At 70.7% G+C, this 26608-nt stretch carries 21 protein-coding genes; 12 read left to right on the top strand and 9 right to left on the bottom strand.

All coding sequences use genetic code 11. From position 1 onward, the window contains the following. The first annotated feature begins 13 nt into the window (after positions 1–13). The 8 genes from QTI20_RS04020 to QTI20_RS03985 all read left to right on the top strand — a co-directional run bounded on the left by QTI20_RS04020 (position 14) and on the right by QTI20_RS03985 (position 11033). The gene (locus QTI20_RS04020) at positions 14–1366 is read left to right on the top strand and encodes an LLM class flavin-dependent oxidoreductase (RefSeq protein WP_286550017.1); all 1353 of its coding nucleotides are present in this window, start codon (positions 14–16) and stop codon (positions 1364–1366) included. Positions 1367–1370: 4 nt separating this feature from the next. Continuing rightward, on the top strand, positions 1371–2456 hold the full coding sequence (locus QTI20_RS04015) for an LLM class flavin-dependent oxidoreductase (protein WP_286550019.1): 1086 nt from the start codon (positions 1371–1373) through the stop codon (positions 2454–2456). Then, positions 2453–3565: an LLM class flavin-dependent oxidoreductase gene (locus QTI20_RS04010; protein WP_286550020.1), complete on the top strand. Its 1113-nt coding sequence runs from the start codon at positions 2453–2455 to the stop codon at positions 3563–3565. The genes QTI20_RS04015 and QTI20_RS04010 overlap by 4 nt, the downstream gene beginning before the upstream one ends. A gap of 192 nt (positions 3566–3757) precedes the next feature. After that, positions 3758–5053: a sigma-54 interaction domain-containing protein gene (locus QTI20_RS04005; RefSeq protein ID WP_286550021.1), complete on the top strand. Its 1296-nt coding sequence runs from the start codon at positions 3758–3760 to the stop codon at positions 5051–5053. Between the two features lie 250 nt (positions 5054–5303). Beyond that, positions 5304–6383, top strand: coding sequence for a sigma-54 interaction domain-containing protein (locus tag QTI20_RS04000; protein ID WP_286550023.1), 1080 nt, complete (start codon positions 5304–5306; stop codon positions 6381–6383). A 179-nt stretch (positions 6384–6562) separates the two neighbouring features. Further along, positions 6563–8491, top strand: a complete 1929-nt coding sequence (locus QTI20_RS03995) for an ABC transporter ATP-binding protein (RefSeq protein ID WP_286550025.1) — start codon at positions 6563–6565, stop codon at positions 8489–8491. Further along, positions 8488–10290, top strand: coding sequence for an ABC transporter ATP-binding protein (locus QTI20_RS03990; protein WP_286550026.1), 1803 nt, complete (start codon positions 8488–8490; stop codon positions 10288–10290). The genes QTI20_RS03995 and QTI20_RS03990 overlap by 4 nt, the downstream gene beginning before the upstream one ends. Then, positions 10287–11033 (top strand): HAD family hydrolase, encoded by a 747-nt coding sequence (locus QTI20_RS03985; protein WP_286550028.1) that lies wholly within the window; start codon positions 10287–10289, stop codon positions 11031–11033. Before QTI20_RS03990 ends, QTI20_RS03985 begins: the two co-directional genes overlap by 4 nt. A gap of 249 nt (positions 11034–11282) precedes the next feature. On the opposite strand, the gene QTI20_RS03980 is transcribed toward QTI20_RS03985, so the two are convergent. Next, positions 11283–12389 (bottom strand): YncE family protein, encoded by a 1107-nt coding sequence (locus QTI20_RS03980; protein ID WP_286550029.1) that lies wholly within the window; start codon positions 12387–12389, stop codon positions 11283–11285. 516 nt (positions 12390–12905) lie between these two features. Between QTI20_RS03980 and QTI20_RS03975 the strand changes: the two genes are divergently transcribed. The 4 genes from QTI20_RS03975 (at position 12906) to QTI20_RS03960 (ending at position 16935) form a co-directional block, all read left to right on the top strand. Continuing rightward, positions 12906–13559 (top strand): ParB-like protein, encoded by a 654-nt coding sequence (locus tag QTI20_RS03975; protein WP_286550031.1) that lies wholly within the window; start codon positions 12906–12908, stop codon positions 13557–13559. After that, positions 13556–15211 carry a SulP family inorganic anion transporter gene (locus QTI20_RS03970; RefSeq protein ID WP_286550034.1) on the top strand — a complete coding sequence of 552 codons (1656 nt, stop codon included), beginning with the start codon at positions 13556–13558 and terminating at the stop codon, positions 15209–15211. Before QTI20_RS03975 ends, QTI20_RS03970 begins: the two co-directional genes overlap by 4 nt. Positions 15212–15280: 69 nt before the next feature. Next, complete coding sequence (locus QTI20_RS03965) at positions 15281–15883, top strand: TetR/AcrR family transcriptional regulator (RefSeq protein ID WP_286550037.1); 603 nt, start codon at positions 15281–15283, stop codon at positions 15881–15883. Continuing rightward, on the top strand, positions 15880–16935 hold the full coding sequence (locus tag QTI20_RS03960) for an alpha/beta hydrolase (RefSeq protein ID WP_286550040.1): 1056 nt from the start codon (positions 15880–15882) through the stop codon (positions 16933–16935). The genes QTI20_RS03965 and QTI20_RS03960 overlap by 4 nt, the downstream gene beginning before the upstream one ends. Here QTI20_RS03960 and QTI20_RS03955 read toward each other — a convergent pair. From QTI20_RS03955 to QTI20_RS03920, 8 genes are all read right to left on the bottom strand, one after another. Next, on the bottom strand, positions 16883–17974 hold the full coding sequence (locus QTI20_RS03955) for an LLM class flavin-dependent oxidoreductase (protein WP_286550043.1): 1092 nt from the start codon (positions 17972–17974) through the stop codon (positions 16883–16885). The genes QTI20_RS03960 and QTI20_RS03955 overlap by 53 nt on opposite strands. Positions 17975–18226: 252 nt before the next feature. After that, the gene (gene mgrA / locus QTI20_RS03950) at positions 18227–19267 is read right to left on the bottom strand and encodes an L-glyceraldehyde 3-phosphate reductase (RefSeq protein WP_286550045.1); all 1041 of its coding nucleotides are present in this window, start codon (positions 19265–19267) and stop codon (positions 18227–18229) included. A 22-nt stretch (positions 19268–19289) separates the two neighbouring features. Next, positions 19290–20234: an ABC transporter ATP-binding protein gene (locus QTI20_RS03945; RefSeq protein ID WP_286550047.1), complete on the bottom strand. Its 945-nt coding sequence runs from the start codon at positions 20232–20234 to the stop codon at positions 19290–19292. After that, complete coding sequence (locus QTI20_RS03940; protein ID WP_286550050.1) at positions 20231–21244, bottom strand: ABC transporter ATP-binding protein; 1014 nt, start codon at positions 21242–21244, stop codon at positions 20231–20233. The genes QTI20_RS03945 and QTI20_RS03940 overlap by 4 nt, the downstream gene beginning before the upstream one ends. A gap of 4 nt (positions 21245–21248) precedes the next feature. Then, positions 21249–22151: an ABC transporter permease gene (locus QTI20_RS03935; protein ID WP_286550053.1), complete on the bottom strand. Its 903-nt coding sequence runs from the start codon at positions 22149–22151 to the stop codon at positions 21249–21251. Further along, on the bottom strand, positions 22148–23158 hold the full coding sequence (locus tag QTI20_RS03930; RefSeq protein ID WP_286550056.1) for an ABC transporter permease: 1011 nt from the start codon (positions 23156–23158) through the stop codon (positions 22148–22150). The genes QTI20_RS03935 and QTI20_RS03930 overlap by 4 nt, the downstream gene beginning before the upstream one ends. Further along, the gene (locus QTI20_RS03925) at positions 23155–24798 is read right to left on the bottom strand and encodes an ABC transporter substrate-binding protein (RefSeq protein WP_286550059.1); all 1644 of its coding nucleotides are present in this window, start codon (positions 24796–24798) and stop codon (positions 23155–23157) included. Before QTI20_RS03925 ends, QTI20_RS03930 begins: the two co-directional genes overlap by 4 nt. A gap of 29 nt (positions 24799–24827) precedes the next feature. After that, on the bottom strand, positions 24828–26447 hold the full coding sequence (locus QTI20_RS03920; protein WP_286550062.1) for an ABC transporter substrate-binding protein: 1620 nt from the start codon (positions 26445–26447) through the stop codon (positions 24828–24830). Positions 26448–26608 lie beyond the last annotated feature (161 nt).

The raw sequence follows: 26608 nt of genomic DNA, 5'->3' as shown, positions 1-26608 counted from the left end.
CGGAGAAACACCCATGAGCCAACGCAAGCTGCGCCTCGGCGCCTTCATCATGGCCACCGGCCACCACGTGGCCGCCTGGCGCCATCCCGGTTCGCAGATCGATGCGGGCGTCAACATCGACCACTACATCCGCCTCGCGCAGACCGCCGAGCGCGGCCTGTTCGACCAGGTCTTCGTGGCCGACAGCCCGGGCCTGGGCTACCTGAGCGACGACGCGTCCTTCGGGCGCCAGGGCCGGGTGTCGTACTTCGAGCCGGTCACGCTGTGGGCCGCGCTGTCGGCCGTGACGAAGCACATCGGCTTCGTCGCCACCGCCTCGACCACCTACGAAGACCCGTTCCTGCTGGCACGCAAGTTCGCCTCGCTCGACCACATCAGCAAGGGCCGCGCGGCCTGGAACGTGGTGACCACCGGCGCCGAGAACGTCTACGGCAACTTCGGCCTCGACAAGCACCCCGACCCCGCGCTGCGCTACGAACGCGCGCACGAATTCCTCGACGTGGTGAAGGGCCTGTGGGACAGCTTCGACGACGACGCCTTCGCGCGCGACGCGTCATCGGGCGTCTACTTCGACCCCTCGAAGCTGCACACGCTCAACCACGTGGGCAAGCACTTCAAGGTCTCGGGGCCGCTCAACCTCGAGCGCCCGCCGCAGGGCCACCCGGTGATCGTGCAGGCCGGCTCTTCCGAGCCGGGGCGCGAACTGGCGGCGGCCACGGCCGAGGCGATCTTCACCGCCTGGACCAGCCTGGAGGAGGCCCAGGCCTTCTACCGCGACGTGAAGGGCCGGCTCGCGAAGTACGGGCGCCGGCCCGATCAGCTGCTGATCCTGCCGGGCATCTCGCCGGTCATCGGCCGCACGCAGGAAGAGGCCGAGGCCAAGTGGGCCGAGCTGCAGAAGCTGATCCATCCCTCGATCGGGCTGCACACCATTTCACGTTTCTGGCCAGACGAGGACATCTCGGCCTGGGACCTCGATGCGCCGCCGCCCTACTACCCCGAGCCGCCCAAGGGGCGCAACAGCCGCCACCAGGTGGTGATCGAACTCGCGCGGCGCGAGCAGTTCACGCTGCGCCAGCTCTACGAATACCTGGCCGGCGCGCGCGGCCACTGGGTGGTGGTCGGCACGCCGCACAAGATCGCCGACGAGATCCAGTCGTGGTTCGAGAACGGCGCGGCCGACGGCTTCAACATCATGCCGCCGGTGCTGCCGGAATCGCTCGACGACTTCGTCGACCTGGTGATCCCCGAACTGCAGCGGCGCGGCCTCTTCCGCACCGAATACGAAGGCCGCACGCTGCGCGAGAACCTCGGGCTCGAGCGGCCGGCCAGCCGCTACGCCGAGCCGCTGGCGAAGGCGGCCTGATCGCATGGCCGAGTTCAGCTGGTGCCTGTTCCCGGAAGGCGATGCCCGGGGCCGCACGGCGCAGGATGCGACAGCCACGCCCGCGCACTGGATCGACGTGGCCCGTGCGGCCGAGTACGCGGGCTTCCACGCGCTGCAGGTGCCCAGCGGCCCGCAGCGCCCCGACGCCTGGCTGCTGGCCGCCACGCTGGCGCGCGCGACCCGGCAGCTGCGCGTGGGGGTTGCGTTCCGGCCCGGCTTTGTGCTGCCCGCCGTGGCCGCGCAGAGCGCGCAGACGCTCGACGACCTGACCCACCAGCGCCTGGCCCTGGGCCTGCTGGTGGGCGGCGATTCGGCCGAGCACCGCGCCTACGGCGACGCAGTGAACCACGACGACCGCTTCGAACGCGCCGCCGAATTCATCCGCCTCGTCAAGCAGTCATGGAAGGGCCGCGGCAGCGCGCTCGGTTTCAGCCATCGCGGGCTTCACTACCGCGTGGAGAACGCGGGGCTGATCCGCCCGCTGCGCCATCCGCCGCCGCTGCACATCGGCGGCAGAGGCCCTTCGACCGAGCGCATCGCGGCCGAGCATGCCGACGTCTACGTGCTCTGGGGCGAGCCACCGGAGGCACTGGCCGAACGCATCCGGCGCGTGCGCACGCTGGCCGCGGCGCAGGGCCGCACGCTGCGCGTGGCCTGCCGCCTGCACCTCATCGCGCGCGAGACCGAGGTCGAGGCCTGGCAGGCGGCCGATGCTGCGCTGCAATCGGCTTGGCCCACGATGGACGCGGCACCGGCCGCGCGCAGCTTCTTCGACGCGGCTTCCGGTCTCTGGCGCGGCGTGGGGCCGCTGCGCGGGCGCGTCACGCGCGGCCAGCCGCGCTGGGAAGACGGCGCCGGCCTGGTCGGCGCCTACCGCGCCGTGGCCGACCGCCTACAGGAGCTGCTGGCCGTCGGCGTTGACGATTTCGTGCTCTCCGGCGAGCAGGGGCTGGAAGACGCGCTGCGCGTGGGCGAGGAGCTCTTGCCGCTGGTGCGTCCGGTGCCCGCCGCCCCCGCCGCGGCAGCGGTGGCCCCGCCCCATGCGCCCCTCACCACCAACGTCGCATGAGCACCCAATTCCACTGGTTCATCCCGAGCGGCGGCGACGGACGCCACCTCGTCAACACCGCCGTGCGCAGCGTGCGCGGCGGCAGCCGGGGCACGCGCGCGCCCGAGGTCGACTACCTCGTGCAGGTCGCGCGCGTGGCCGAAAGCGCGGGCTTCGACGGCGTGATGCTGCCCGTCGGCTCCTATGCGCAGGACGGCTGGTTGCTGGCCGCGGCGATGTCCGCCGAGACGCGGCACCTGCGCTTCCTGGTCTCGCTGCGGCCCGGGCTCGAGCTGCCGACCGCGCAGGCGCAGAAGGCCGCGACACTGCAGCAGCTGAGCGGCGGACGGCTGGAGCTCAACGTGGTGGCCGGCAGCGCGGCGCAGGAGCAGCGCGCCTATGGCGACTTCCTCGACCACGACCAGCGCTACGAGCGCGCCGAGGAATTCGTGCACCTGGTGCGCGCGGTCTGGCGCGGCCGGCCGCTGCAGCATGCGGGCCGCTACTACATGGCGGACGTAGGCCGGCTAGGCGCGGCCGTCACCGACCCCGCGCCGCCGATCTACTTCGGCGGCGCCTCGGAGATCGCCGAGCGCGTCTCGGTGGCACAGGCCGATGTGCATGCGCTGTGGGGCGAGACGCCGCCGATGGTCGCGGAGCGGCTCGAGCGCCTGCGCCGCCTCACGGCCGCGCAGGGCCGGCCGCCGCTGGGCTTCGCGCTGCGCATCCACGTGATCGCGCGGCCCACGGCCGAGGCCGCCTGGGCCGAGGCCGACCGGCTGCTGCGGCCGTTGTCGCAGGAGGTGATCGACCTCGCGCAGCGCCAGCTCGCACGCTCGGAATCGGTGGGCCAGGCCCGCATGCGCGCGCTGCACCAGGGCCGGCGCGTGACCGACGCGCTCTCGCTCGAGGTCTACCCCAACATCTGGGCCGGCGTGGGCCTGGTGCGCGGAGGCGCGGGCACGGCCATCGTCGGCTCCTACGCACAGGTGGCCGAGCGCATGGCCGAGTACCGCGCGCTGGGCGTCACGGCCTTCCTGCTCTCTGGCTATCCGAACTTGGAGGAAGCACGGGTGGTGGGCGCGCACGTGCTGCCACTGCTGCGCCCGCGTGCTGCGCCCGCAGCATGAGCGACCGCGAGACCGGCCCTGCCTCGTAGCGGGCAGCGGGCGCGCGGCCCCTAAGTTGCTGAGCGAGAAACACTATGCCGAAGCGTTCGTTCACACGCGCGCGGCGGGCTCCCAGAATGAACGCAGATCGACCGACAGAGCGTTCAACGCACGGCCCGGCGCGCAGGCGCGGCCGTTCTGCTAGAGAGCCCCATGGACCTGAACGAAGCCCCCCTCCGCCTTCACGAGCCCGATCCGCCGCACACACGCAGCGCCAGCGCGGGCAAGACGCTGATCCTGCGCGACCCCCGATCGGCCGCGCTGCTGCTGCAGCTCGAACGCGTGGCGCGCAGCGAGGCCACGGTGGTGATCGTCGGCGAGACCGGTACCGGCAAGGAACTCGCGGCGCGGCACCTCCACGCCGCCAGCGGACGCCGCGGCCCCTTCGTGGCGGTGAACTGCGGCGCCTTCAGCGACACGCTGATCGATGCCGAGCTGTTCGGCCACGAGGCCGGCGCCTTCACCGGCGCACCCGGCGCGCGCCCGGGCTGGTTCGAGGCCGCCAACGGCGGCACGCTGTTCCTCGACGAGATCGGTGAGTTGCCGCTGCCGATGCAGGTCAAGCTGCTGCGCGTGCTGCAGGAACGGCAGGTGGTGCGCATCGGCTCGCGCCGACCGATCGCGATCGACGTGCGGCTGGTCACGGCGACCCACGTCGACCTCGAGCGCGCGGTCGAGGCCGAGCGCTTCCGCGCCGACCTGTACTACCGGCTCAACGTGGCGCCGCTGCACCTGCCGCCGCTGCGCGCGCGGACCGGCGACATCCTGCCCCTGGCCAACCACTTCATCGCGCGCTGCGCCGAACGCACCGGGCGCGACCAAGTCCGCCTGGCGCCCGATGCCGAAGCCGTGCTGCTGGCCCACGCCTGGCCGGGCAACGTCCGCGAGCTGGAGAACGCCATCGAGTTCGCCTGGATCCTGTCGCGCGGCCGGCCGATCGCGGCGCGCGACCTGCAGCTGATGCCGGTGCTCGCGCCCGACGCCGAGCCCGCGGGCACCGCGACGCCGGCGAAGCGCGCCGAGGGCGAGGCCGAAGCGCTCGCAGCGGCCGTGGCAGCGACGGCGGAAGGCCCCGGCCCCGTCGCCGGCATGCCGCCCGAACTCACGGCCCCGCTCTACCAGGAGCTCGCGGGCTTCTTCGACCGGCTGATCGCGCGCGGCGATCCGGCGCTGTTCCAGTCGGTCGAGGAGGTGCTGGTGCGCGCCGCCTATGCGCGCTGCGGCGAGAACCAGGTGCAGACCGCGCGCACGCTCGACATCACGCGCAACATGCTGCGCACGCTGCTCAAGCGCTACGGCCTGCTGGGCAGCGGCGAGCTGCTCTTCGACGAAGACACGCCGCCGGTCAGCCGGACGCCACTGCGCTTTCCCGCGGTCCGCCGCGACGGCACGCCGCACGGCCGCTGTCGGCCGTGCACGCCGCCCGCGGCCTGCAACGAGGCACGCTGAGGCCCGATCACCGAGCGCCCGGTCGTCGGCGCGGGCCGTGCACCGTCGGCATCACGCGCGTCGCACTGCGCAGCAGCCGGGCCGGCGTTCTTGCTGCATCCAAGACAGCGGCCGGGGCCTGCCGGGCCCGCCCGCCCTGGCTGCTGCTTTCCGCGCAGCCTGGCATGGACGCTGCTTCTGCTGCACGGCAGACACCGGGCCGCCGGCCGCCTTCCCTCATCGTCTTCACGCCCCAGGCCTGCCTTCACCCATGAGCGAACCCCGATCCTCCGCCCCCCGAAAACTGCTGACCTTTCCCAACCCGGAAGGCCATGCGCTCTCGATCCGTGCCAAGGCGCTGGTCTTCCACGACCCGCAATCCGAACGCCTGCTGGAGCATGTCGAGCAGATCGCTGCCAGCGACGCCACCGTGCTGCTGATCGGCGAGACCGGCACCGGCAAGGAACTGGTCGCGCGCCACATCCACACCACCAGCGCACGCGGCGGGCCCTTCGTCGCGGTCAACTGCGGCGCCTTCGCCGAATCGTTGGTCGATGCCGAACTGTTCGGCCACGAGAGCGGCGCCTTCACCGGTGCGAGCCATGCGCGCGCGGGCTGGTTCGAGGCCGCGCACGGCGGCACGCTGTTCCTCGACGAGATCGGCGACATGCCGCTGGCGCTGCAGGTCAAGCTGCTGCGCGTGCTGCAGGAGCGTCAGGTGGTGCGGCTGGGCGCACGGCAGCCGATCCCGGTCGACGTGCGGCTGGTGGCCGCGACCAACGTGGACCTGGCCAAGGCCGTGCAGGCCGGCCGCTTCCGCGCCGACCTGTTCTACCGGCTGCACGTGGCCACGGTCCATCTGCCGCCGCTGCGCGAGCGCCCGGGCGACATCCTGCCGCTGGCCCTGCACTTCCTGCGCAGTTACGGCAGCAAGCTCGGCGTGCCTTCGCCCGAACTGAGCCCGGTGGCCGAGCAGGTGCTGCTGGCCTACGAATGGCCCGGCAACATCCGCGAGCTCGAGAACATCGTGCACTACGCGGTGATCGTGAGCCAGAACGGCCGCATCGAGCGCGAGGACCTGCGCCTGCCCTACGTGCCCCAGGACCTGCCGCCGCCGCGCCCCGAGGACTGGATGGAACAGCTGCGCGAGGCCGTCAAGCACCTGATGCAGGAGCAGCGTCCCGACCTCTACGAATCGATGGAGGAGCTGATCGTCGCCACGGCCTTCGCGCACTGCGGCGAGAACCAGGTGCGCACGGCGCGCGAGCTCGGCATCTCGCGCAACGTGCTGCGCGCCCAGCTCAAGCGCTTCGGGCTGCTGGGCCAGCCCTTCGTGGTGCCGGTCGACTGAACTGCGTCGCTCGCAACAGCCTGCGCGCAGGGGCTGCTGCGTGGCCAGCAATACGCGCCGTTGGCGCACCGCTTTGCCTGCGAAACAGCTGGCATGCGATTTGCGCCATCCAACCCTGCCCCTCTGCTCTCTCATGCGACCGTCACCGCTGGCCTGCGCGCCTTGCCGCCTGCTTCCTCATGACCACACCCACGCTCTCTCTCCCCTCCTCCTCGGCGTCTGCGCCCATCGACCTGCCCGACGACTTCGCCGCGCTCGGCCGCATCGACGTGCACGCCATGCCGCGCGTGCTGGCGCGACTCGTGCGCCTGGCCTGGCGCTACCCCTGGCGCTGCGTGGCCGCGGTGGGGTGCGCGCTCGGCGCCACCCTGTTCAACCTGCTCACGCCCAAGCTGCTGGGCGATGCGCTCGACCAGGCGCACCGGCTCATGAACGACGGCGCAACCCTGGCCTCGGCCGACGCGGCCCGCGTCGCGCTCTGGTGGATCGCCGCCCTGATCGTGGCCGCCTGCGCCGCGCGCGGCGCGCTGACCGGCCTGCAGGGCTACCTGGGCGAGAACATCGCGCAGCGCGTCGGCTACGACCTTCGGCTGGCCTTCTACGAGAAGCTGCAGCGCCTGGACTTCTCCTTCCACGACCGCCGGCATTCGGGCGACCTGATCGCGCGCGGCATGCTCGACCTCGAGGGCGTGCGCGGCTTTCTCGAATCGGGCCTGCTGCGAACGCTGTCGCTGGCGTTGCTGGTGGTGGCCGGCACCTGGCGGCTGATGCATGTCGACCTGCTGCTCGGCGCGCTGGCGCTCGGCTTCGTGCCCTTCGTGGTCTGGCGCGCCGGCCGCATGGGCGTGCTGCTGCGCCTGTCCTGGGAACGGCTGCAGCAGCTGATGTCCGAGCTGACCCGCGGCATGGAGGAGAATCTGCAGGGTGCGCGCGTGGTGCGCGCCTTCGCCTCGCGCGTGTTCGAGCTCGGCAAGTTCGATCGTGTCTCCGAGGCCGCGCTGCGCCTGTCGAACCGCCGCATCACGCTGCGCATGGGCTCGGTCAGCACCATGAACTTCTCCTTCTACCTCGCAATGGGGCTGGTGCTCTGGTTCGGCGGCCGGCGCATCGCAGCCGGCCAGCTCACGGTGGGCCAGCTCACCGAGTGCCTGACCTTCATGACGCTGCTGCAGCAGCCGGTGCGGCAGATCGGCATGATCGTCAACGCCAGCGCGCGCGCCGCCTCCTCGGGCGCGCGCTTCTTCGAGGTGCTCGACACCGCGCCCGCCATCCACGACCGGCCCGGCGCGAAGCCGCTGGTGCTGACGCAGGGCGTGCTGCGCTTCGAGAACGTGTCGTTCACTTACCCGCGCGCACCGGGCCACATGGGCCCGGCGCGTGCGGCCGTGCTGCAGGACATCGGTTTCGAACTGCGGCCCGGCCGCACGCTGGGCATCGTGGGGGCGCCGGGCAGCGGCAAATCGACGCTGGCGCAGCTCATCGCGCGCTTCTACGACGTGAGCGCCGGGCGCATCACCGTCGACGGCCAGGACCTGCGCGAGCTCACGCTCGACTCGCTGCGCCAGGCCGTGAGCCTGGTGCAGCAGGAGACCTTCCTGTTTGACACCTCGATCCACCACAACGCGGCCTACGCCGAACCCGCAGCCGACCCGGACCGCGTGGTGGCCTCGACCACCGTGGCGCAGCTGCACGAGCAGGTGGCGCAATTGCCCGAGGGCTACGGCACGCGCGTGGGCGAACGCGGCGTGGCGCTGTCGGGCGGCCAGCGCCAGCGGCTGTCGATCGCGCGCGGCCTGACGGCCGACCCGGCCATCATCGTGCTCGACGACGCCACCTCGGCCGTCGACGCCGCCACCGAGCAGCGCCTGCGCACCACGCTGCACGCGGCCGTGCGCCACAAGTCGACCGTGGTCATCGCGCACCGGCTGAGTTCGCTGATGCACGCCGACGAGATCCTGGTGCTCGACCAGGGCCGGATCGTCGAGCGCGGCACGCACGACACGCTGCGGTCCGCCGGCGGCCACTACGCCGCGCTGTGGCAGCTGCAGAACCGGGGCGACGCTCCGCCCGCACCGGCGCCACACCCGGCAGAGGGAGTCGCCGCATGAGCACTACCACCTCCGCCCGCGCCGCGTCCGAACAGGGCGAGGAGATCTTCAGCCGCTTCGACACCCGCGTGGTGCAGCGCCTCTGGCGCTTCATCCGGCCCTACCGCCGCGTGCTCTGGGGCGCGCTCGCATCGGTGTTCTTCTACACGCTGGTCCAGGTCGCGATCCCGATCGCGGTGCGCTACGCGGTCGACAGCGCGACCGACGGCGCCACCTCCCGCCTGGTGCAGGCGCTCGCCTGGTTCGCCGTGCTGGTGGTGCTCAATGCCGGCCTCAACTTCCTGCAGGAATGGGTGGCGGCCCGGCTGGCGCAGCGCGTGATCTTCGACCTGCGACGCGCGATGTTCACGCACCTGCAGGACGTGTCGCTGGCCACGCTCGACCAGACCCAGGTCGGTCGCCTGATGGCGCGGCTGGCCGGCGACGTGAACGCACTGCAGGAGTTCATGGAGAACTCGGTCTCGGCGCTGGGCGACATCTGCCTGCTGATCGGTATCGTCGCGGTGCTGCTCTGGATGGACCTGCAGCTGGGTGCGCTCACGCTGGCGGCGTTGCCGGCCCTTGTGCTGATTCGCATGGCCTGGATTCCCTGGGCGCGCGAGAAGTTCAGGCGCGCACGCGAGGCGTCTTCGAGCGTCAACGCCGCGCTGGCCGAGAACATCAACGGCATCCGCACCGTGCAGGAGACTCGGCGCCAGGCGACCAACCTGCAGCGCTACGAAGTGCGCGCCCACGAGAACCTGCATGCGCAGATCGGCTCGTCGCAGGCGTCGCAGATCATGGTGCCGGCGGTCGACATCCTCACGGGCCTGGCCACGGCCGTGGTAGTGGTGTTCGGCGGCCGCGCCGTGCTGACCGGCTCGCTCGGCGTGGGCGTGATGGTGGCCTACATCTTCTACGTGCAGCGCTTCTTCGACCCGATCCGCACGCTGTCGATGCAGTACACCGTGATGCAGCGCGCCATGGCCGCGGGCCAGCGCATCTTCGAGGTGCTCGACGTGCCTATCACGGTCCAGGAGAGAGCCGACGCCATCGCGCTGCCAGCCGACTTCGAGCCCGAGATCGTGCTCGAGCGGGTCGACTTCGGCTACCGCCCAGGCCAGACCGTGCTGTACGGCATCGACCTGCGCATTCCCGCCTACCAGACCGTGGCGCTGGTCGGCGCGACCGGCTCCGGCAAAACCAGCATCGTCTCGCTGATCCATCGCTTCTACGACGTGAGCGCCGGCGCGGTGCGGGTGGGCGGCCACGACGTGCGCGACCTGCAGCAGGACACGCTGGGCCGGCAGATCGGCATGGTGCTACAGGAGCCCTTCCTGTTCACTGGCAGCATCCTCGACAACATCCGCTACGGCCTGCCTGGCGCCACGCGCGAGGATGTGGTCGAGGCCGCGCGCGCGGTGCGCGCCGACGCCTTCATCCGCTTGCTGCCCGAGGGCTACGACACGCCGTTGGGCCAGCGCGGGCGCAACCTCTCGATCGGCCAGCGCCAGCTGCTGAGCTTCGCGCGTGCGCTGCTGGCCGACCCCAAGATCCTGATCCTCGACGAGGCCACGGCCAACATCGACAGCTTCACCGAGGGCGAGATCCAGCGCGCGCTGCGGCTGCTGCGCAAGGGCCGCACCACGGTCCTGATCGCGCACCGCCTGGCCACGGTGCGCGACGCCGACCTGATCGTGGTGCTGCACCAGGGCCGCATCGTCGAGCAGGGCCGACACGAGACGCTGCTCGCGCGGGGAGGGGCCTATGCGCGGCTGCATGCGAGCAGCCATGCGTCCTTCGACGACCTGGCGCCGTGAGCCGCGGCGCCCGCCCCTTGCGCGCCGTGCTGTTCGACCTCGACGGCACGCTGTTCGACCGCCACACGGCCGTCACGCGGCTGGCCCTCGACCAAGCCCACGCGCTCGGTCCGCTGCTGGGCGCGACGACGCCCGCGCGTTTTGCAGAGCGGCTGGTCGCGCTCGATGCGCGCGGCTATGTCGGGAAGCCGCTCGCCTACCGACAGCTGATCGATGAACTGGGCCTCGACGCCCGGCACCCACGGCTACAGCCCGATCCGCTGAGCGAGGACTTCTTCCGCCGCTATGCCGACCATCCGCTGGCCTTCGAGGGTGTGCACGAGACGCTCACCGCATTGCGGCAGCGTAGCCTTCGGATCGGCGTGCTCACCAACGGCCGGGTCGCGGTGCAGCACGCCAAGCTGAAAGCGCTGGGGCTGCTGCCGATGGTGGATGCGGTGCTGATCTCCGAGGCCGAGGGCCTGCGCAAGCCCGATGCGGCGCTGTTCCGGCGTGCGCTCGATCGGCTGGGCGTGGCCGCGGCCGAGGCCGTGCATGTCGGCGACCATCCCGAGAACGACGTGCGCGCGGCCCGCGCGGCCGGCCTGCGGGCGGTCTGGATGCGCGACCGCTACTGGCCCGCGCCCGAGGCGGACGGGGTGATCGATGGGTTGCCAGCGCTGCTGGAATGGATGGACGCTCCTCCCCGGGCTGAGGTGGAGAGACCATGCCGGCAAACCCGCGTGACGCCGCCTGTGCGCTGAGCGCGCATTGGGGCGCCGTCGAAGCGCGGTTCGGATTCGCTCGATTTCGACGCCCACCGGTGGGGCGCAACCAGGCGAAGGCCATCGCGCAATGTTGCCACCAGCCGATGCCATCGAATGGATGGAACGAACACCGGGCGGACTTGCACACGCGGGCGTGCTTCGCGCCTATGTCGAATCAGGCTGCTACAGGAGGGCGGCGGCACGCGGCGGACCTGCGCGTGCAGGTCGACGCCCGGATCGATCTTCCTAGGGAAATGTGATGCCCCAGACAGCGGAGCTACCGGGTGTCACACGCGGGCCAAAGACGGAGACCGCGGGAACCGGAGATCCCATGGACAACCGGCTCGCCTGGTTGAAGATGGTCACGTCGTTGCTGCCCCCGCCGACATAGAGGCGGTCCGTGGCGGGGTCGAAGGTCACGGATTGCGGCATCGACAAAATGAACTTGGCGTAGGCCACCGCACCGGACGACGCGCTGGCGTTGTCGACGACCACCATGGCTCCGAACCCGTCCACGGCGTAGATTCGGTTGTTGGCCATGTCCAGTGCGATATCCGAACCGATGTTGAGGCCAGGGAAGAACATGTCCCGCGTCGGCTGGTTCTGCTGGTTGTCCGGCAAGACCGTCGTGTCTTGCAGCGTTGCCAGGTCGTAGACGTGCACCCCGATCGTGGATTCCAGTGCGTACACGAGATTGCGTTGCGTATCGATGCTGAAAGCACGGGGTTCACGCAGTTGGTAGACCTTGTCCGGCGTCACGGCACCGCGCGCAGTACTCGCGCGGCCGATTTTCACCAACATGCCATTCTTTGTCCCCTCACCGCCCAGCCACAGCACATCACGGTCCTTGTCATAGACGAGATAGCTCGACAGCTTGACAACTGCAGAAGGGACCGTGATGACCCTCGACGGTGCGACGTCGCCGCTGGCCTTGCTTGCGTGATCGATCACGATGATCGAGGCGCCGATCGTCGCATAGAGCGCATCGCTGGCCGCGTCGTACGCGAGATGCTTGCCAGGCATGCCGACGATCCCTGCAAAGGGCCGAATCGTGCGCGCCGAGACGGCCGAGCCTGGCAACGGATTGGCATTGGAGAAGGATGCAATCAACATCTCGCCCGGCACCACCGCGAAAACCTTGTATGGCGTGACCGACGCTTGCGGGTCTTCCGGCACGGTCGGTGTGTCGATGGGCTGGCCCGGGTTGTTTGCAGCCCCACCCGCCGGGGGCGCCCCCGCGGTCGGAGAACTGCCACCGGACACCCCACCGCCGCCACCGCCGCCACACCCCACCAGGGTGGCCACGAGAAGACAGGAAAGAAGAAATGCTGGGATACGGAAGGCTGGTTTCATCGCTTTTTCTGGTTGTTGGATTGATGCGGAGTTTCTGAATGTAACTCGAAATTTCCGTGCTTTCAGCCGACAGACGCGTCCTGCTGCGCTCGCGCCCGGCGTACTCGCAGATGCCGGTCGCGTACTCGTTCTTGGCGAACCCGAACGTGCGAACCCCACGCCCCTGCGGCTCCTGCACGGCCTCCTGAAGAACAACGAGCGGGTGTGGGCCCCCTTGCGCACGACCTTGCCGGGGGCGAGCGATGCAGGAGCCGCGCCGCCCCGATACCGCGAATGCCATCGCCGTGCTGGCGGCGTCGGCGAACGACGCCAGGCCGCCGGGTCACCTTGCCGTCGCGGGGCTTCTCGCTTGGCAGCTATGTCGGGCTCAAAGTCTGCCGGCAGGCGCGTCACCGAATCGCCGGCATTGCGCTGCTGGACACCGGCGCGCGTTCACCCGTGCGAGGGCACAATCCGCCCACGCATGCGCCTTCGTGGCGCCAAGCCGATGCTGAGCGCCGACCACGCTGGAATCCCATGACCGCCAAGCCCAACCTCATCCCCGTCGATCTCGACGACCTCCGCCCCACGCAGATCACGGTGGGCGGCGCGGAAGTCGCGACCAAGCGCGCGCAGTGGACGCAGCTCAAGCGCAAGGAGCGCGAACGCACGCTGGAAGCGCACTGGTTCCCGGCCGTGCGCGGGCCGGGCGGGCGCCACTACATCGTCGACCACCACCACCTCGGACGCGCGCTGCACGAGGAGTCGGTCCGGCGCGTGTGGGTGATGCAGCTCGACGACCTGTCCGAGGTCGAGGGCGAACAGTTCTGGCGCCTGATGGAGTTCCACCGCTGGGCCCATCCCTTCGACGAGAAAGGCCGGCGGCGCGCGTTCTCGGCCATTCCGCAGAGCGTGAGCAAGCTGCGCGACGACCCCTACCGCAGCCTCGCGGGCTTCGTGCGCAAGGCCGGCGGCTATGCCAAGGACGCGGCGCCCTACGCCGAGTTCCTCTGGGCCGACCACTTCCGCCCGCTGGTCCCGCTGAAGAAGCTGCAGCCCTCGGCCACCGAGGTGCTGCCGCAGGCCTCGATCGACAAGGCCGTGACACTGGCCCGCCTGCCCGCGGCACGCTGCCTGCCGGGGTGGAGCGGGGTCAGCAGCAGCCCCGCGCCGGTCGCGCCCACCGTGTGAGCCCCGCTCCCGCCGCGCGCCCCGGCATCGCCGACCTGGTGGCCGGCGTGTCGATCGCCGGCCTGCTGCTGCCCGAAGCCGTGGCCTATTCGGGCATTGCCGGCATGCCGCCGCAGGCCGGCGTGATCGCGCTGTTCGCGGGGCTGCTGGTCTACGGTCTGTTCGGCAGCAGCCGCTTCGCGATCGTGTCGGCCACTTCCTCGTCGGCGGCCGTGCTGTTCGCCGCGACCGCGGCGATGCCGGGCGTGGACGCCGCCACCCGGCTCGCCATGGGCGCGGGCATCGTGCTGCTGGCCGGCGTGTTCTTCGTGATCGCCGGACTGGCCAAGCTCGGTGCCGTGTCCAGCCTGATCGCCAAGCCCGTGCTGCGCGGCTTCGCGCTCGGCCTGGCCCTGACCATCGTGGTCAAGCAGTTGCCCAAGGTGCTGGCGGTGCAGCCGGCGCACAGCGACTTCTTCCGCCTCGCCTTCGACCTGGCGGCGGCGTGGCGCCAATGGAATCTGGCCGGCGCGGCGATGGCCATCGCGGCCCTGCTGCTCATGCGCCTGTTCTCGCGCTGGCGCGCGGTGCCGGCCGCCCTGCTGGTGATCGCGGCCGGCATTGCGCTGGACGCGAGCGGCATCAGCCGCGCCTGGGGCGTCACGGCGGTGGGCCCGATGGCGCTGGACTTCTCGCACCCGGGCCTGCCCTCGCTCGACCGCGCGCAATGGCTGGGCCTGGTCGAACTGGCCTTCGCGATGGCCCTGATCCTCTATGCCGAGTCGTACGGCTCGATCCGCACCTTCGCCATGCGCCACGGCGACAACGTGGCGCCGAACCGCGACCTGCTGGCGCTCGGCGGCGCCAACCTGCTGTCGGCGCTGTTCCAGGGCATGCCGGTGGGCGCGGGCTACTCGGCCACCTCGGCCAACGAATCGGCCGGCGCGCAGAGCCGCGCCGCCGGGCTCGTCGCGGGGCTGGTGGTGGGTGTGGCCGTGCTCACGCTGCTGCCGTGGATCGCGCACACGCCCGAGCCGCTGCTGGCCGCGATCGTGATCAACGCCGTGAGCCATACCCTGAACCCCGCGGCGCTGCGCCCCTATTTCCAGTGGCGGCGCGACCGGCTGGTGACGCTGGTGGCCGTGGCCGCCGTGCTGCTGCTGGGCGTGCTCGACGGCCTGCTCGCGGCCATCGGCGTGAGCCTGCTGCTGTTGCTGCGCGGCTTCTCGCGCACCAACGTCAGTTGGCTCGGCCGGCTCCACCAAAGCCATGACTATGTGGACATCGCGCGCCACCCCGAGGCGACCGTGCCGCCCGGCGTGCTGATCGCGCGGCCCGAGGTGCCGCTGTTCTTCGGCAATGCCGACGCGGTGTTCGCGGCCATCCGCGCGCGCATCGACGGCGCGCCGGCCTTGCATCGCATGGTGCTGAGCCTGGAGGAATCGCCCGACCTCGACGCCACCAGCATCGAGGCGCTGTGCGAATTCGCCGCCTACATGCGCGTGCGCGGCGTGCCGCTCTCGTTGGCGCGTGTGAAGGACGAGGTGCGCGACGTGCTTTCCAAGGTCGCCTCGCCGGACCTGCCGGCCGCGGCCTATGCGGCCTGGAGCGTGGACGATGCGGTGAATTCGGCCGGCATAGCCACCCAAAGGGGTTCCGGCTCCGCGGTTTGACAATGCGGATCAAAAGCTAATATAGTTAGTTTGAAGACTAACCGAATTAGTAATCATGCATAGGACCCCATGGCCAAGGCCGGCCTGAGCGTCGAGCGGCTGGCCGAAGGCGGCGCCGAGTTGGCCGACGAGATCGGCTTCGAACAACTGACCGGCGCCGCCCTGGCGCGCCGCTTCGACGTGCGCCTGGCGAGCCTCTACTCCCATGTCGAGAGCCTGGACGCACTCAAGAGCCAGGTCGCGCTGCTCGCGCTGCGGCAACTGGCCGACGCCGCCGCCCAGGCCATGGCCGGCCGCGCCGGCAAGGAGGCGCTGTGGGCGCTGGCCGATGCGCACCGCGACTATGCGCGCCGCCACCCCGGCCGTTTCGCCGCCGCCCGCCATCCGCTCACGCCCGCGCTGGCGGCCGCCAGCGCCGGTCCCCGGCTGGCGCAGCTGATGCGCGCGGTGCTGCATGGCTATGCACTGCCCGAGGCCGAGCAGGTCCATGCGATCCGCTTTCTGGGCGCCTTCCTGATGGGCTATGTCACGCTGGAGTTGGCCAGCGGATTTGCCCACAGCGCACCCGCGGCGCAGCTGTCATGGCAGCGCAGCCTGGAGGCGCTGCATGCCGCGCTCACGCACTGGCCCGCCGCCGGTGCGCCCCCTGAAACGAAGAGAGCCCCGCGATGAACACGCCCGTCGACGGCGTCCGGGTCCCGGCCCGCGACATCCCTTTTCCCCGAAGCATCAGCGCCGAGGCGCAGGCCGCGCTGCGGCGCCTGGTCAACGCCGACGGCGTGCCGCTCAATGCCCTGCACGGCGTGCCGCCGCCGGAGGACTTCGAGGGCTGGATGCGCCTCAAGGCCAGCGCCGATGCGCAGTACGGCGACGCCATGGCCCAGCTCGCCGGCCAGTTGCGCGCCACGGTGGAAAGCGTCCGCTTCGACAGCGCGACGGTGCACATCGCCACGCCCGCCGAACCCCTGGCCGGGGACGGGATCTACCTCGACCTGCATGGCGGCGGCCTGGTCTTCGGCGGCGGCGAGGTCTGCCGCATCGGCGCACGGATGCAGGCCGAGCAGCTGGGCCTGCGCTGCTGGGGCATCGACTACCGCATGCCGCCCGAGCATCCTTATCCGGCCGCGCTGGACGACGGCCTGGCGGTCTACCGGCAGTTGCTGCAACGCCATCCGGCGCACCGGGTCGTCATCGGCGGCCGGTCGGCCGGCGGCAATCTGGCGGCGGCCATGGTGCTGCGCGCACGCGACGAAGGCCTGCCGCTGCCGGCCGCGCTGGTGCTGCTGTCGCCCGAGGTGGACCTGACCGAGTCGGGCGACAGCTTTGAGCTGAATCAACTCGTCGACGTGCTGCTGCCCCAGTCGCTGATGCCCCACAACCGGCTGTACGCCGCGGGCGCCGACCTGGCCCACCCCTACCTGTCGCCGCTGTTCGGCGATTTCTCGCGCGGCTTCGTGCCCACCTTCATCCAGAGCGGCACGCGCGACCTGTTCCTGTCGAACGCGGTGCGCCTGCACCGCGCACTGCGCCGCGCCCAGGTGCCCTGCGAACTGCACATCTTCGAGGGCATGCCGCACGGCGGCTTCATGGGCGCGCCGGAAGACCGGGAGTTGCGCGCCGAGGTGGCGCGCTTCGTCCATGCCCAGCTGGCAGCCGGCGCGGACCCGAGCCTCAGCCCTGCAGCAAGGGCAGCAACTGCTGCCCCTGCCGCTCAATCTCCGTGAGGTAGGGCGTGTCGGAGAGCACGAAGTGCGTGATGCCCAGCGCTTCGTACTTGCGCAGCGAACGCGCCACGTCCTCGGCCGAGCCGACCAGCCAGGTGGTGCCAGCCCCGCCGCCGCCGAACTTGCCGGGTGCGGTGTAGAGGTTGTCGTCGAGCACCTCGCCGCGTTCGTGCAGGTCGAGCAGCCGCTTCTGCCCCACCGCAGACCCGCGGTGCGGGTCGCGGCGCGACACACCCTGGCCCTGGGCCATGGCCGCCACCTTGGCTTCGGCGTCGGCCCAGGCCTGCGCGGTGGTGTCGCGGACCAGCGTGGTGACGCGCAGGCCGAACTCCAGCGGCGCATGCGCACGGTCGAGCGCCTTGCTGAGGCGCTTGAGTCGCTCGATACGCTCCTGCACGCCGTCGAGCGGTTCGCCCCAGAACAGCTGCACGTCAGCCTCGGCGGCGGCCACGCGCTCGGCCGCTTCCGAGGCGCCGCCGAAATAGATCTTCGGATGCAGCCGCGTGCCGCGTGCCGTGTCGCGCGCCGCGATGCGCGGCACCACGGTCGAATCGGTGACCTGGAAGTGCTCGCCCGCGTAGCTCACGTTCTCCTCGGTCCAGAGCCGGCGCACCAGGTGGATGAACTCACGCGTGCGGCCGTAGCGGTGTGCCTGATCACCCTCGCTGTCGCCGTAGGCGCCGAGCTTGTCCTTGCCCGAGACGATGTTGATGCGCACGCGGCCGCCGCTCAGGTGGTCCAGCGTGGCCGCGGCCGAGGCGAAGTTCGCCGGGCGCCAGTAGCCGGGCCGGATCGCGATCAGGGGCTCGAAGGTGTCGGTGCGCGCGGCCAGCGCCGCGGCCACGGTGAAGGTGTCGGGCCGGCCCCAGCCGGTGCCGAGCAGCGCGCCCTTCCAGCCGTTGCGCTCCAGCGCTTTGGCATGCGCGGCCAGCGTGTCAAGGCTGTTGTGGTTCTCGACGGCCGCGTCGCCGCGGTGGCCGGGATGGACCTGGTTGGGGATGTACCAGAGGAATTCGGACGAAAGGGTACTGCTGCTCATGCGGTGAACCTGGGTGCTGTGCGGTGAAGGGCGTGTTGGCGCCGGTCCGTGACCGCGACATGTGCGCGCAGCAGCCTGGCCAGCCGCTGTGACGCCCGTGTCGCGATGCACGTCCGACACCGCTCTACAGCAGCCTTCGTGCCACGCGGAAACGCGTCCTTTTCGCCCTTGCGGCGGGCGAAACGCACAGCGCCTGCTGCAAGTGCAACACGCACCGCGCGCGGCCTGAACCCCGGGCAGCACGCCCCGCGCTCAGGCGTAGTCGGTCGACGGCTTCTCCCACAGGTTCACGCCGCCTTCCACCGCATGCCGGTCGATCTCGGCCAGCTCCTCGGCGCTGAAGCCCGGCTGGCGCAGCGCGGCCACGTTGTCGACGATCTGCTCGGGCCGGCTGGCACCGATCAGCGCCGAGCTCACGCGCGGGTCGCGCAGGGTCCAGGCCAGCGCGAGCTGCGCCAGGCTCTGGCCGCGGCGCTGCGCGATGGCATCGAGCGCACGCGCGCGCGCCAGGTTGGCTTCGGACAGGTGCTCGGGCCGCAGCGAGGTGCCGCCGGGCCGGTTCACGCGCGCATCGGCTGGGATGCCCTTCAGGTAGCGGTCGGTCAGCAGGCCCTGCGCCAGCGGCGTGAAGGCGATCACGCCCGCGCCCAGGTCCTCGGTCGCGCTCAACAGGTCCTTCTCGATCCAGCGGTTGAACAGGTTGTAGGCCGGCTGATGGATCAGCAGCGGCACCTGGCGCGCGCGCAGCAGCGCCGCGATCTCGCGCGTCTTGCCGGCGGAGTAGGAAGAGATGCCGATGTAGAGCGCCTTGCCCTGGCGCACGGCCTGGGCCAGCGCGTCGGCGGTTTCCTCCAGCGGGGTGTCGGGGTCGAAGCGGTGCGAATAGAAGATGTCGACATGGTCCAGGCCCAGGCGCTGCAGGCTCTGGTCCAGGCTGGCGAGCACGTGCTTGCGCGAGCCGCCGCCCTTGCCGTAGGGGCCGGGCCACATGTCCCAGCCGGCCTTGGTCGAGATGATCAGTTCGTCGCGGTGGGCCGCGAAGTCCTCGCGCAGCAGCCGGCCGAAGTTGCGCTCGGCGCTGCCGTAGGGCGGGCCGTAGTTGTTGGCCAGGTCGAAGTGGTTGATGCCCAGGTCGAAGGCGGTGCGCAGCAGCTGGCGCTGCTGTTCGATGGGCGTGCTGTCGCCGAAGTTGTGCCAGAGGCCCAGCGAGATCGCGGGCAGCACGAGGCCGCTGCGGCCGACCTTGCGGTACGGCAGGGTCTCGTAGCGTTGGGGGGATGCGAGGTAGGTCATGAAAACAGAAGGCGGAAAGAAGTCAGGCGAAATGGCAGGCCACCCATTGGACACCGGCCGGGCGCAGCAGCGGCGCCTCGGCGCGGCAGCGATCGGTGGCCTCGGGGCAGCGCGGATGGAAACGGCAGCCCGCGGGCGGTTGCAACGGATCGGGCAGGTCGCCCTGGAGCACCGTGCGCGCCCGGTGCACGGCACCCGGCCGCGCGCGCGGAATGGCCGACATGAGCGCACGCGTGTAGGGGTGCAGCGGCCGGTGCCAGACGGCATCGCCGGGCCCCTGCTCGACCACCTGGCCCGCGTACATCACGCCGATGCGGTCGGACATGTGGCGCACCACCGACAGGTCGTGCGAGATGAACAGATAGGACACGCCGAACTCCTCGCGCAGGCCCAGCAGCAGGTTCAGCACCTGCGCGCGCACCGACACGTCGAGGGCCGACACGGCCTCGTCGCAGACGATCAGCTCCGGGCGCAGCATCAAGGCCCGCGCGATGCCGATGCGCTGGCGCTGGCCGCCCGAGAACTCGTGCGGATAGCGCACCGCCATCTCGGGCCGCAGGCCGACGCGCGCCAGCGCCCAGGCCACCTGCTCGCGCCGCTCGGCCGCGCTGCCGCGCTCTTGCACCACCAGCGGTTCCTCCAGCGCACGGCCCACGTTGACGCGCGGGTTGAGCGAGGCGTAGGGGTCCTGGAACACCATCTGCAGGCGCGCGCGCATCGACTGCAGCGCCTTGCCTTCGCGCTTCGTGATGTCCTCGCCGTCGAATTCGATCCGCCCCGCCGACAGCGGCGTGAGGCGCATCGCGACGCGGGCCACGGTCGACTTGCCGCAGCCGCTCTCGCCCACCAGGCCCAGCGTCTCGCCGCGGCCGACCTCGAGGTCGACGCCGTCGAGCGCGTGCACCGTGCCGGCCTGCGTGGGGTAGTGCTTGACGGCCCGCTGCAGCTTCAGGAGCGGAGTGCTCATGCCACCGCCCTCCACAGCTCGCGCGGCGCCGCCGGGTCCGCGAGCGGCAGGAAGCAGGCCACGCGGTGCGCGGCGCCCTGCCCTGTCGCATCCAGCGATGGCCGGGCGGCCGTGCAAGCGGCGCGCGCCTGTGCGCAGCGCGGCGCGAAGGCGCAGCCGGCCGGCATGTCGAGCAGCGAAGGCACGGTGCCCGCGATCTCGGGCAGCCGGCTGCCGGGCACCAGTTCGCCCAGCGCCATCGAGGCCAGCAGCCCCGCGGTGTAGGGGTGCGCGGGCGCATCGAAGAGCTGGGCCACCGTGCCCTGCTCCACCACGCGGCCGGCATACATCACGGCGGCGCGGTCGGCCACCTCGGCCACCACGCCCAGGTCGTGCGTGATCAGCAGCAGGCCCATGCCGCGCTCGGCCTGCAGTTCCTGCAGCAGCTCGAGGATCTGCGCCTGCGTGGTCACGTCGAGCGCGGTGGTGGGCTCGTCGGCGATCAGCAGTTCGGGTTCGCAGGCCAGCGCGATCGCGATCACCACGCGCTGGCGCATGCCGCCCGAGAGCTGGTGCGGAAAGTCGTCGGCGCGCCGGCGCGCCATCGGGATGCCCACGCGGTCGAGCAGCTGCACCGCCTGCGACCAGGCCGTCTGGCGGTCGACCGGCCGGTGCAGCCGGATGGCCTCGGCGATCTGGCTGCCGATGCTCAGCACCGGATTGAGCGCCGACAGCGGCTCCTGGAAGATCATCGAGATGCGGTTGCCGCGCAGCGCGCGGATGCCGGCCTCGGGCAGGGTCACGAGGTCGGTGCCGTCGAACAGGATGCGGCCGCCGGCGATGCGTCCCTGGGTGCGCGGGATCAGCCGCAGGATCGAATAGGCGGTCACGGACTTGCCGCTGCCGCTCTCGCCCACCAGCGCCACGGTCTCGCCGCGGTCGACACTGAGCGTCACGCCGTCGACGGCCTTCACCACGCCGGCGCGGGTGTCGAACCAGGTCTGCAGGTCTTGGATGTCGAGCAGGGCCATGGGGCTACCTCCGTCGCAGGTGCGGGTTCATGGCGTCGTTGAGCCCTTCGCCCAGCAGGTTGAAGGCCAGCACCGTGACCACGATCGCCAGGCCCGGCAGGCCGCAGATGTACCAGGCGTCGGTGACCTGCTCGCGGCCGCTGCCGATGATCGTGCCCCAGCTCATCACGTTGGGGTCGCCCAGGCCGAGGAAGGCCAGCGCCGCCTCGGTCTGGATCGCATGCGCGACCGCCAGGGTCGAGACCACCACCACCGGCGGCAGCGCGTTAGGCAGGATCTGCGTCAGGATCAGCCGGGCATGGCTCATGCCCGCCGTGCGGCCCGCCAGCACGAACTCGCGCTCGCGCAGCTGCAGGAACTGCGAGCGCACCAGCCGTGCCGTGGGCGGCCACGAGACGATGCCGATCGCGAACACCACGGTCGCCACCGAGGGCTTGAACAGCGCCACCAGCACCACCGCCAGCACGAAGCTGGGCACGGTCTGGAACACCTCGATCACGCGCAGCAGCACCGCATCGACGCGGCCGCGGTAGTAGCCGGCCAGGGCGCCGACCGTGATGCCCACGCAGGCCGAGATCACGGTGCTCACCAGGCCGATCAGCAGCGACACGCCCGCACCCGACACCAGCCCGGTCGCGAGGTCGCGGCCCATGAAGTCGGTGCCCAGCGGATGGGCCGCGTCCTCGCCGGGCCACAGCATGGGTGAGCCCGCCATCTCCCACGGGTCGCCCGGGAACCACCAGCGGCCCAGCGTGGCCGCGGCCACCACGAGCAGCATCAGCACCAGCCCGACCAGCGCCGGCCGGTTGCGCGCCACTTCGCGCGCGAAGCCCAGCGCGCGTTCGCGCCGGCCGCCGTCGTAGCGCACGGCCTGCGCCGGCGCGCTCGCCACCAGTGCCGGCTTCATGCGTGGGCTCCGGTGGTCGAGAGCTGCACGCGCGGGTCGAGCCAGGCGTAGAGCACGTCGACCAGGATGTTGATCAGCGTGACCAGGATCGAGCTCAACAGCAGGATGCCCAGCAGCAGGTTGAAGTCGCGCGCCAGGATGGCCTCGAAGGCCAGCCGCCCGAGCCCGGGCCAGCTGAACACCGACTCGACCAGCACCGCGCCGCTCAGCAGCGAGGCGATCTGGAAACCCAGCATGGTCACCAGCGGCAGCAGCGCGTTGCGCAGCGTGTGGACGATGGTGATGCGCGTCTCGCCTGCGCCCTTGGCGCGCGCGGTGCGGATGAAGTCGGCGCCGTAGAGCTCCAGCATCGAGGAGCGCACCAGCTTGGCATAGACCGCCATGTAGAAGGTCGCGAGCGTGGCCGCCGGCAGGATCGCGTGGCGCGCCACGTCGAGCACCCAGGCCAGCCCCGTGTGGCTGGCGCTGATGTCGACCATGCCGCCCGAGGGCAGCCAGCCCAGCCGGGCCGAGAACAGCACGATCGCCATCAGGCCCAGCCAGAAGGTCGGCATCGCGTAGGCGGCCAGCACGAACAGCGAGCTGAGGTTGTCGACCCAGGTGTGGACCCGCAGCGCCGACAGCACGCCCAGCGTGACGCCCAGCAGCAGCGCGATCGCGATGGCCGCGACCATCAGCAGCAGCGTGGCGGGCAGCCGGTCCATCACGAGGTCGAACACCGGCATGTTCTGGCGGAAGGAGAAGCCCAGGTCCAGCGTGACGATGTTCCAGAGGTAGTGGCCCAGCTGCAGGTACAGCGGCTGGTCGAGCCCGAAGCTCGCGCGCAGCTGCGCCATGCATTCGGGCGTGGCGGCACCCGCCTCGCCCGCCATCACGTCCACGACGTCGCCCGGCGCGACCTGCAGGATCAGGAAGTTGAGCAGCGCAATGCCGAACACCACGGGCAGCACCTGCAGCAGCCGCTTCTTCAGAAAGCCCCAGAGCGGGGACGCGAGGCGCAGGCTCATTTCTTGGCGTCGAGCCAGGCGTCGCCGTAGGAGGCGAACAGGCCGTCGCCCTGCAGCACCTGCTTGTGCAGGCGCGCGGTGGCGACCGTGACCCAGGTCTGCTCGACCAGGTCGAGCACCGGCAGGTCTTCCTGCACGATCTGCTGCCACTGCTTGATCAGCGCCTTGCGCTTGCCCACGTCGGCCTCGCCGCCCGCGGCTTCCATGATGCGGTCGAGTTCGGGGTTGGAGTAGCCCGAACCGTTGGTCCAGGGCGAACCCTTGACGATGTTCTTGGTCCAGAACAGGCGCTGCACGCCCAGCGTCGGGTCGGGCAGCCGGTGCAGGCTGGAGATCATCAGGTCGTAGTCCTGGTCGTTGAAGATGCGGCGCAGGTAGGTGGCGGTGTCGCCCGCGCGCAGTTCCACGTCGACGCCCACGCGCGCCAGCGACTGCTTGATGAACTCGGCCGGGCGCGAGGCCGTCACGCCGCCGCCGGCATCGAAGTCCAGCGTGATCTTCAGGCGCTTGCCGTCCTTGCCCGGCTTCAGGCCGGCCTCGTCCAGCAGCGCGGCGGCCTTCTTGAGGTCGAAGGGGTACTGGCGGGTTTCCGGTGCGTAGTAGTTGACGACCGACGAGGGCACGGGCCCGGTGGCCGGCTTGCCGTAGCCCAGGAACACCACCTTGAGCAGCGCGTTGCGGTCGATCGCATGCGCGAAGGCCTGGCGCACGCGCTTGTCCGACAGCGCCGGCCGGCGCACGTTGAACTGCGTGAGGAAGATGGTCGCGAGATACCGGCCGTCGTCGAGGTTGATCGTGTACTTGCTCTTGTCGCTGAACTTGTTGAGGTTCGACAGCGGGATGCTCGAACCCAGCGCGACGTCGAGCTCGCCGGCTTCCAGCGCCACGGTGCGCGCCGCGGCATCCGGGATGAACTTGAACACCACGCCGTCGAGGTAGGGCTGCGGCTCGCCGCCCGCACCGCGCCCCCAGTAGTTCGGGTTGCGCTCCAGCCGCACATGGCTGCCCTTGACCCATTCCTTGAACACGAAGGGTCCCGTGCCCACCGGCGCGTTGTTCGCCGGGTTCTTGAGCACGTCGGTGCCTTCGTAGAGGTGCTTGGGCAACACCTGCGCACCGTAGGTGTTGATGTAGTTGAGCAGGTAGGGCGCGGGCGAGGACAGGCGCACGATCACGGTGTGCGGGTCGGGCGTGTCCACCGCCGTCACGTTGGCGAAGGCCGCGCGGCCGAAGGGATGCAGCGGCTTCCAGACTTCCAGCAGCGTGTACTTCACGTCGGCCGCGGAGAAGTCCTTGCCGTCGTGCCACTTCACGCCCTTGCGCAGGTGGAAGGTCACGGTCAGGCCGTCGGGCGCGACCTCCCACGAGGTGGCCAGCTCGGGCACCGGCTGCAGCTTGAGGTCGTAGCTGACCAGGCCCTCGAGCACCTTGCTCGACACCTGGCCGATGTTCATGGTGGTGATGAAAGCCGACGTCAGCAAGGTGGGCTCGGGCGACACCGCCACGTTGAGGATGCCGCCGCGCACCGGCTTCGTGCCGACCGTCTGCGCGAAGGCCGAAGGCACGGCCAGGCCGCCGGCCACGAGGAGCGCGCCCAGCGCGGTGCCGGTGTGGATGAAGTGGCGTCGGTTGGAATGCATGGGATCGATCGAGGAAGAAAGAGAAAAGATCAGTCGGCCGAAGCCAGGTACGCGTCGGCCAGCGAGGCGTAGAGGCCGTCGCCCTGCGAGCGCAGCTTGCGGTAGCGGGTGCTCGAGACGGTGGTCCAGTCGAGCTCGATCAGGTCGAGGATCGGCACCTCTTCCTGCACGATGGCCTGCCACTGCTCGATCAGCGCGCGGCGTTTGGCCGGGTCGAGCTCGACCGCGGCCGCCTCCATCACGCGGTCGAGCTCGGGGTTGGCGTAGCCGGAGCCGTTGCTCCACGGCACGCCCTTGGCGATGTTCTTGCTCCAGTACCAGCGCTGCACGCCCAGGCTCGGGTCCGGCAGGTTGTGCAGGCTGGTGAGGAACAGGTCGTAGTCGCCGTCGGTGAACACGCGCCGCAGGTACACACCCGCGTCGGACGACCGCAGTTCCAGGTCGATGCCCACGCGGCCGTAGGCCTGCTTCATGAACTCGCCGGTGCGCGTGGCTTCGAGCGAGCCGCTGCCGTAGTCGAGCGTGAGCTTGAGGCGTTTGCCGTCGGCCTTGCGCGTCAGCCCGGCGGCATCGAGCAGCGCTTCGGCCTGCTTCGGGTCGTGCGGGTACTGGCGCCCCTTGGCGCTGTGGAAGGCCGGCACCGTCGAGGGAATCGCGCTGGTCGCGACCTTGCCGTAGCCCCGGTACACCACGCGCAGCAGCGCCTCGCGGTCGAGCGCATACATCAGCGCCTGGCGCACGCGCTTGTCGGCCAGCGCGGGCTTGCGCACGTTGACCGCGGCCAGCTGGATCGACGCGAGGTAGGCGCCGTCGGTGGTGTTGATGCGGTACTTCTTTTTATCGGCGAACTGGTTGAGGTTGGACACCGGGATGTTCGACGCCAGCGCCACATGCACCTCGCCCGAGGCCAGCGCGACCGAACGCGCCGCGGCGTCGGGGATGAACTTGAACACCACCCCGTCGAGGTAGGGCAGGCCCGCGCGCCAGTAGTCGGGGTTGCGCTCCAGCGTGATGTGGCTGCCGCGCACCCATTCCTTGAAGCGGAAGGGACCGGTGCCGATCGGCGCCACGTTGGCCGGGTTCTTGAGCAGGTCCGTGCCTTCGTACAAGTGCTTGGGCACCACCTGCGCGCCGTAGGCGTTGAGGAAGCTCAGCAGGTAGGGCGTGGGCCGCGACAGCCGCAGGATCGCGGTGTGCGCGTCGGGCGTGTCCACGGCCTGCACCGAGGCATAGGCCAGCCGGCCGCCCGGATGGATCTTCTGCCAGATGTTGAGCAGCGAGAAGGCCACGTCGGACGAAGTGAAGTCGTGGCCGTCGTGCCATTTCACGCCGCGGCGCAGGCGCAGCGTGAGCGACAGGCCGTCGGGCGCGAAGGCCCACGACTCGGCCAGCTCGGGCTGCGGCTGCAGCTTGTCGTCGAACCAGACCAGGCCTTCGCTGATCTTGCCGGCGATCATCGTGACCTGCATGGTCGTGAGGAAGGCGGCCGAGAGGATCGAGGGCTCGGGGGCCAGCGAGATCACCAGCGTGCCGCCGCGCTGCGCGGCGTCGGCGGCCGGCTGTTGCGCATCGCTCGCGCCCAGCCAGGGCAAGGTGGCCGCGGCCACGCTGCCCTGCAACAGCAGGCGCCGGCTCAATGAGGAAACCATGGGTCGAAATCTCCGGGGAAGGACTGAGTGCCGGGTGCGAAGCCCACGGGAACAGCGAACGAGGAAAGCACGGGAGGTTAGGGGCCGCGCGCGTCGCGCCCAAGCGAGAAAAACGAGGATCGATATGCGCGTCGCCCTGCATATGCAAGCGTGGAAATCTT

It is taken from the genome of Variovorax sp. J2P1-31 (genome assembly GCF_030317215.1).
Taxonomy (GTDB): domain Bacteria; phylum Pseudomonadota; class Gammaproteobacteria; order Burkholderiales; family Burkholderiaceae_C; genus Variovorax.
Note: the sequence above shows the minus strand (reverse complement) of the source record. Positions and strands in the feature narration are given on the sequence as shown.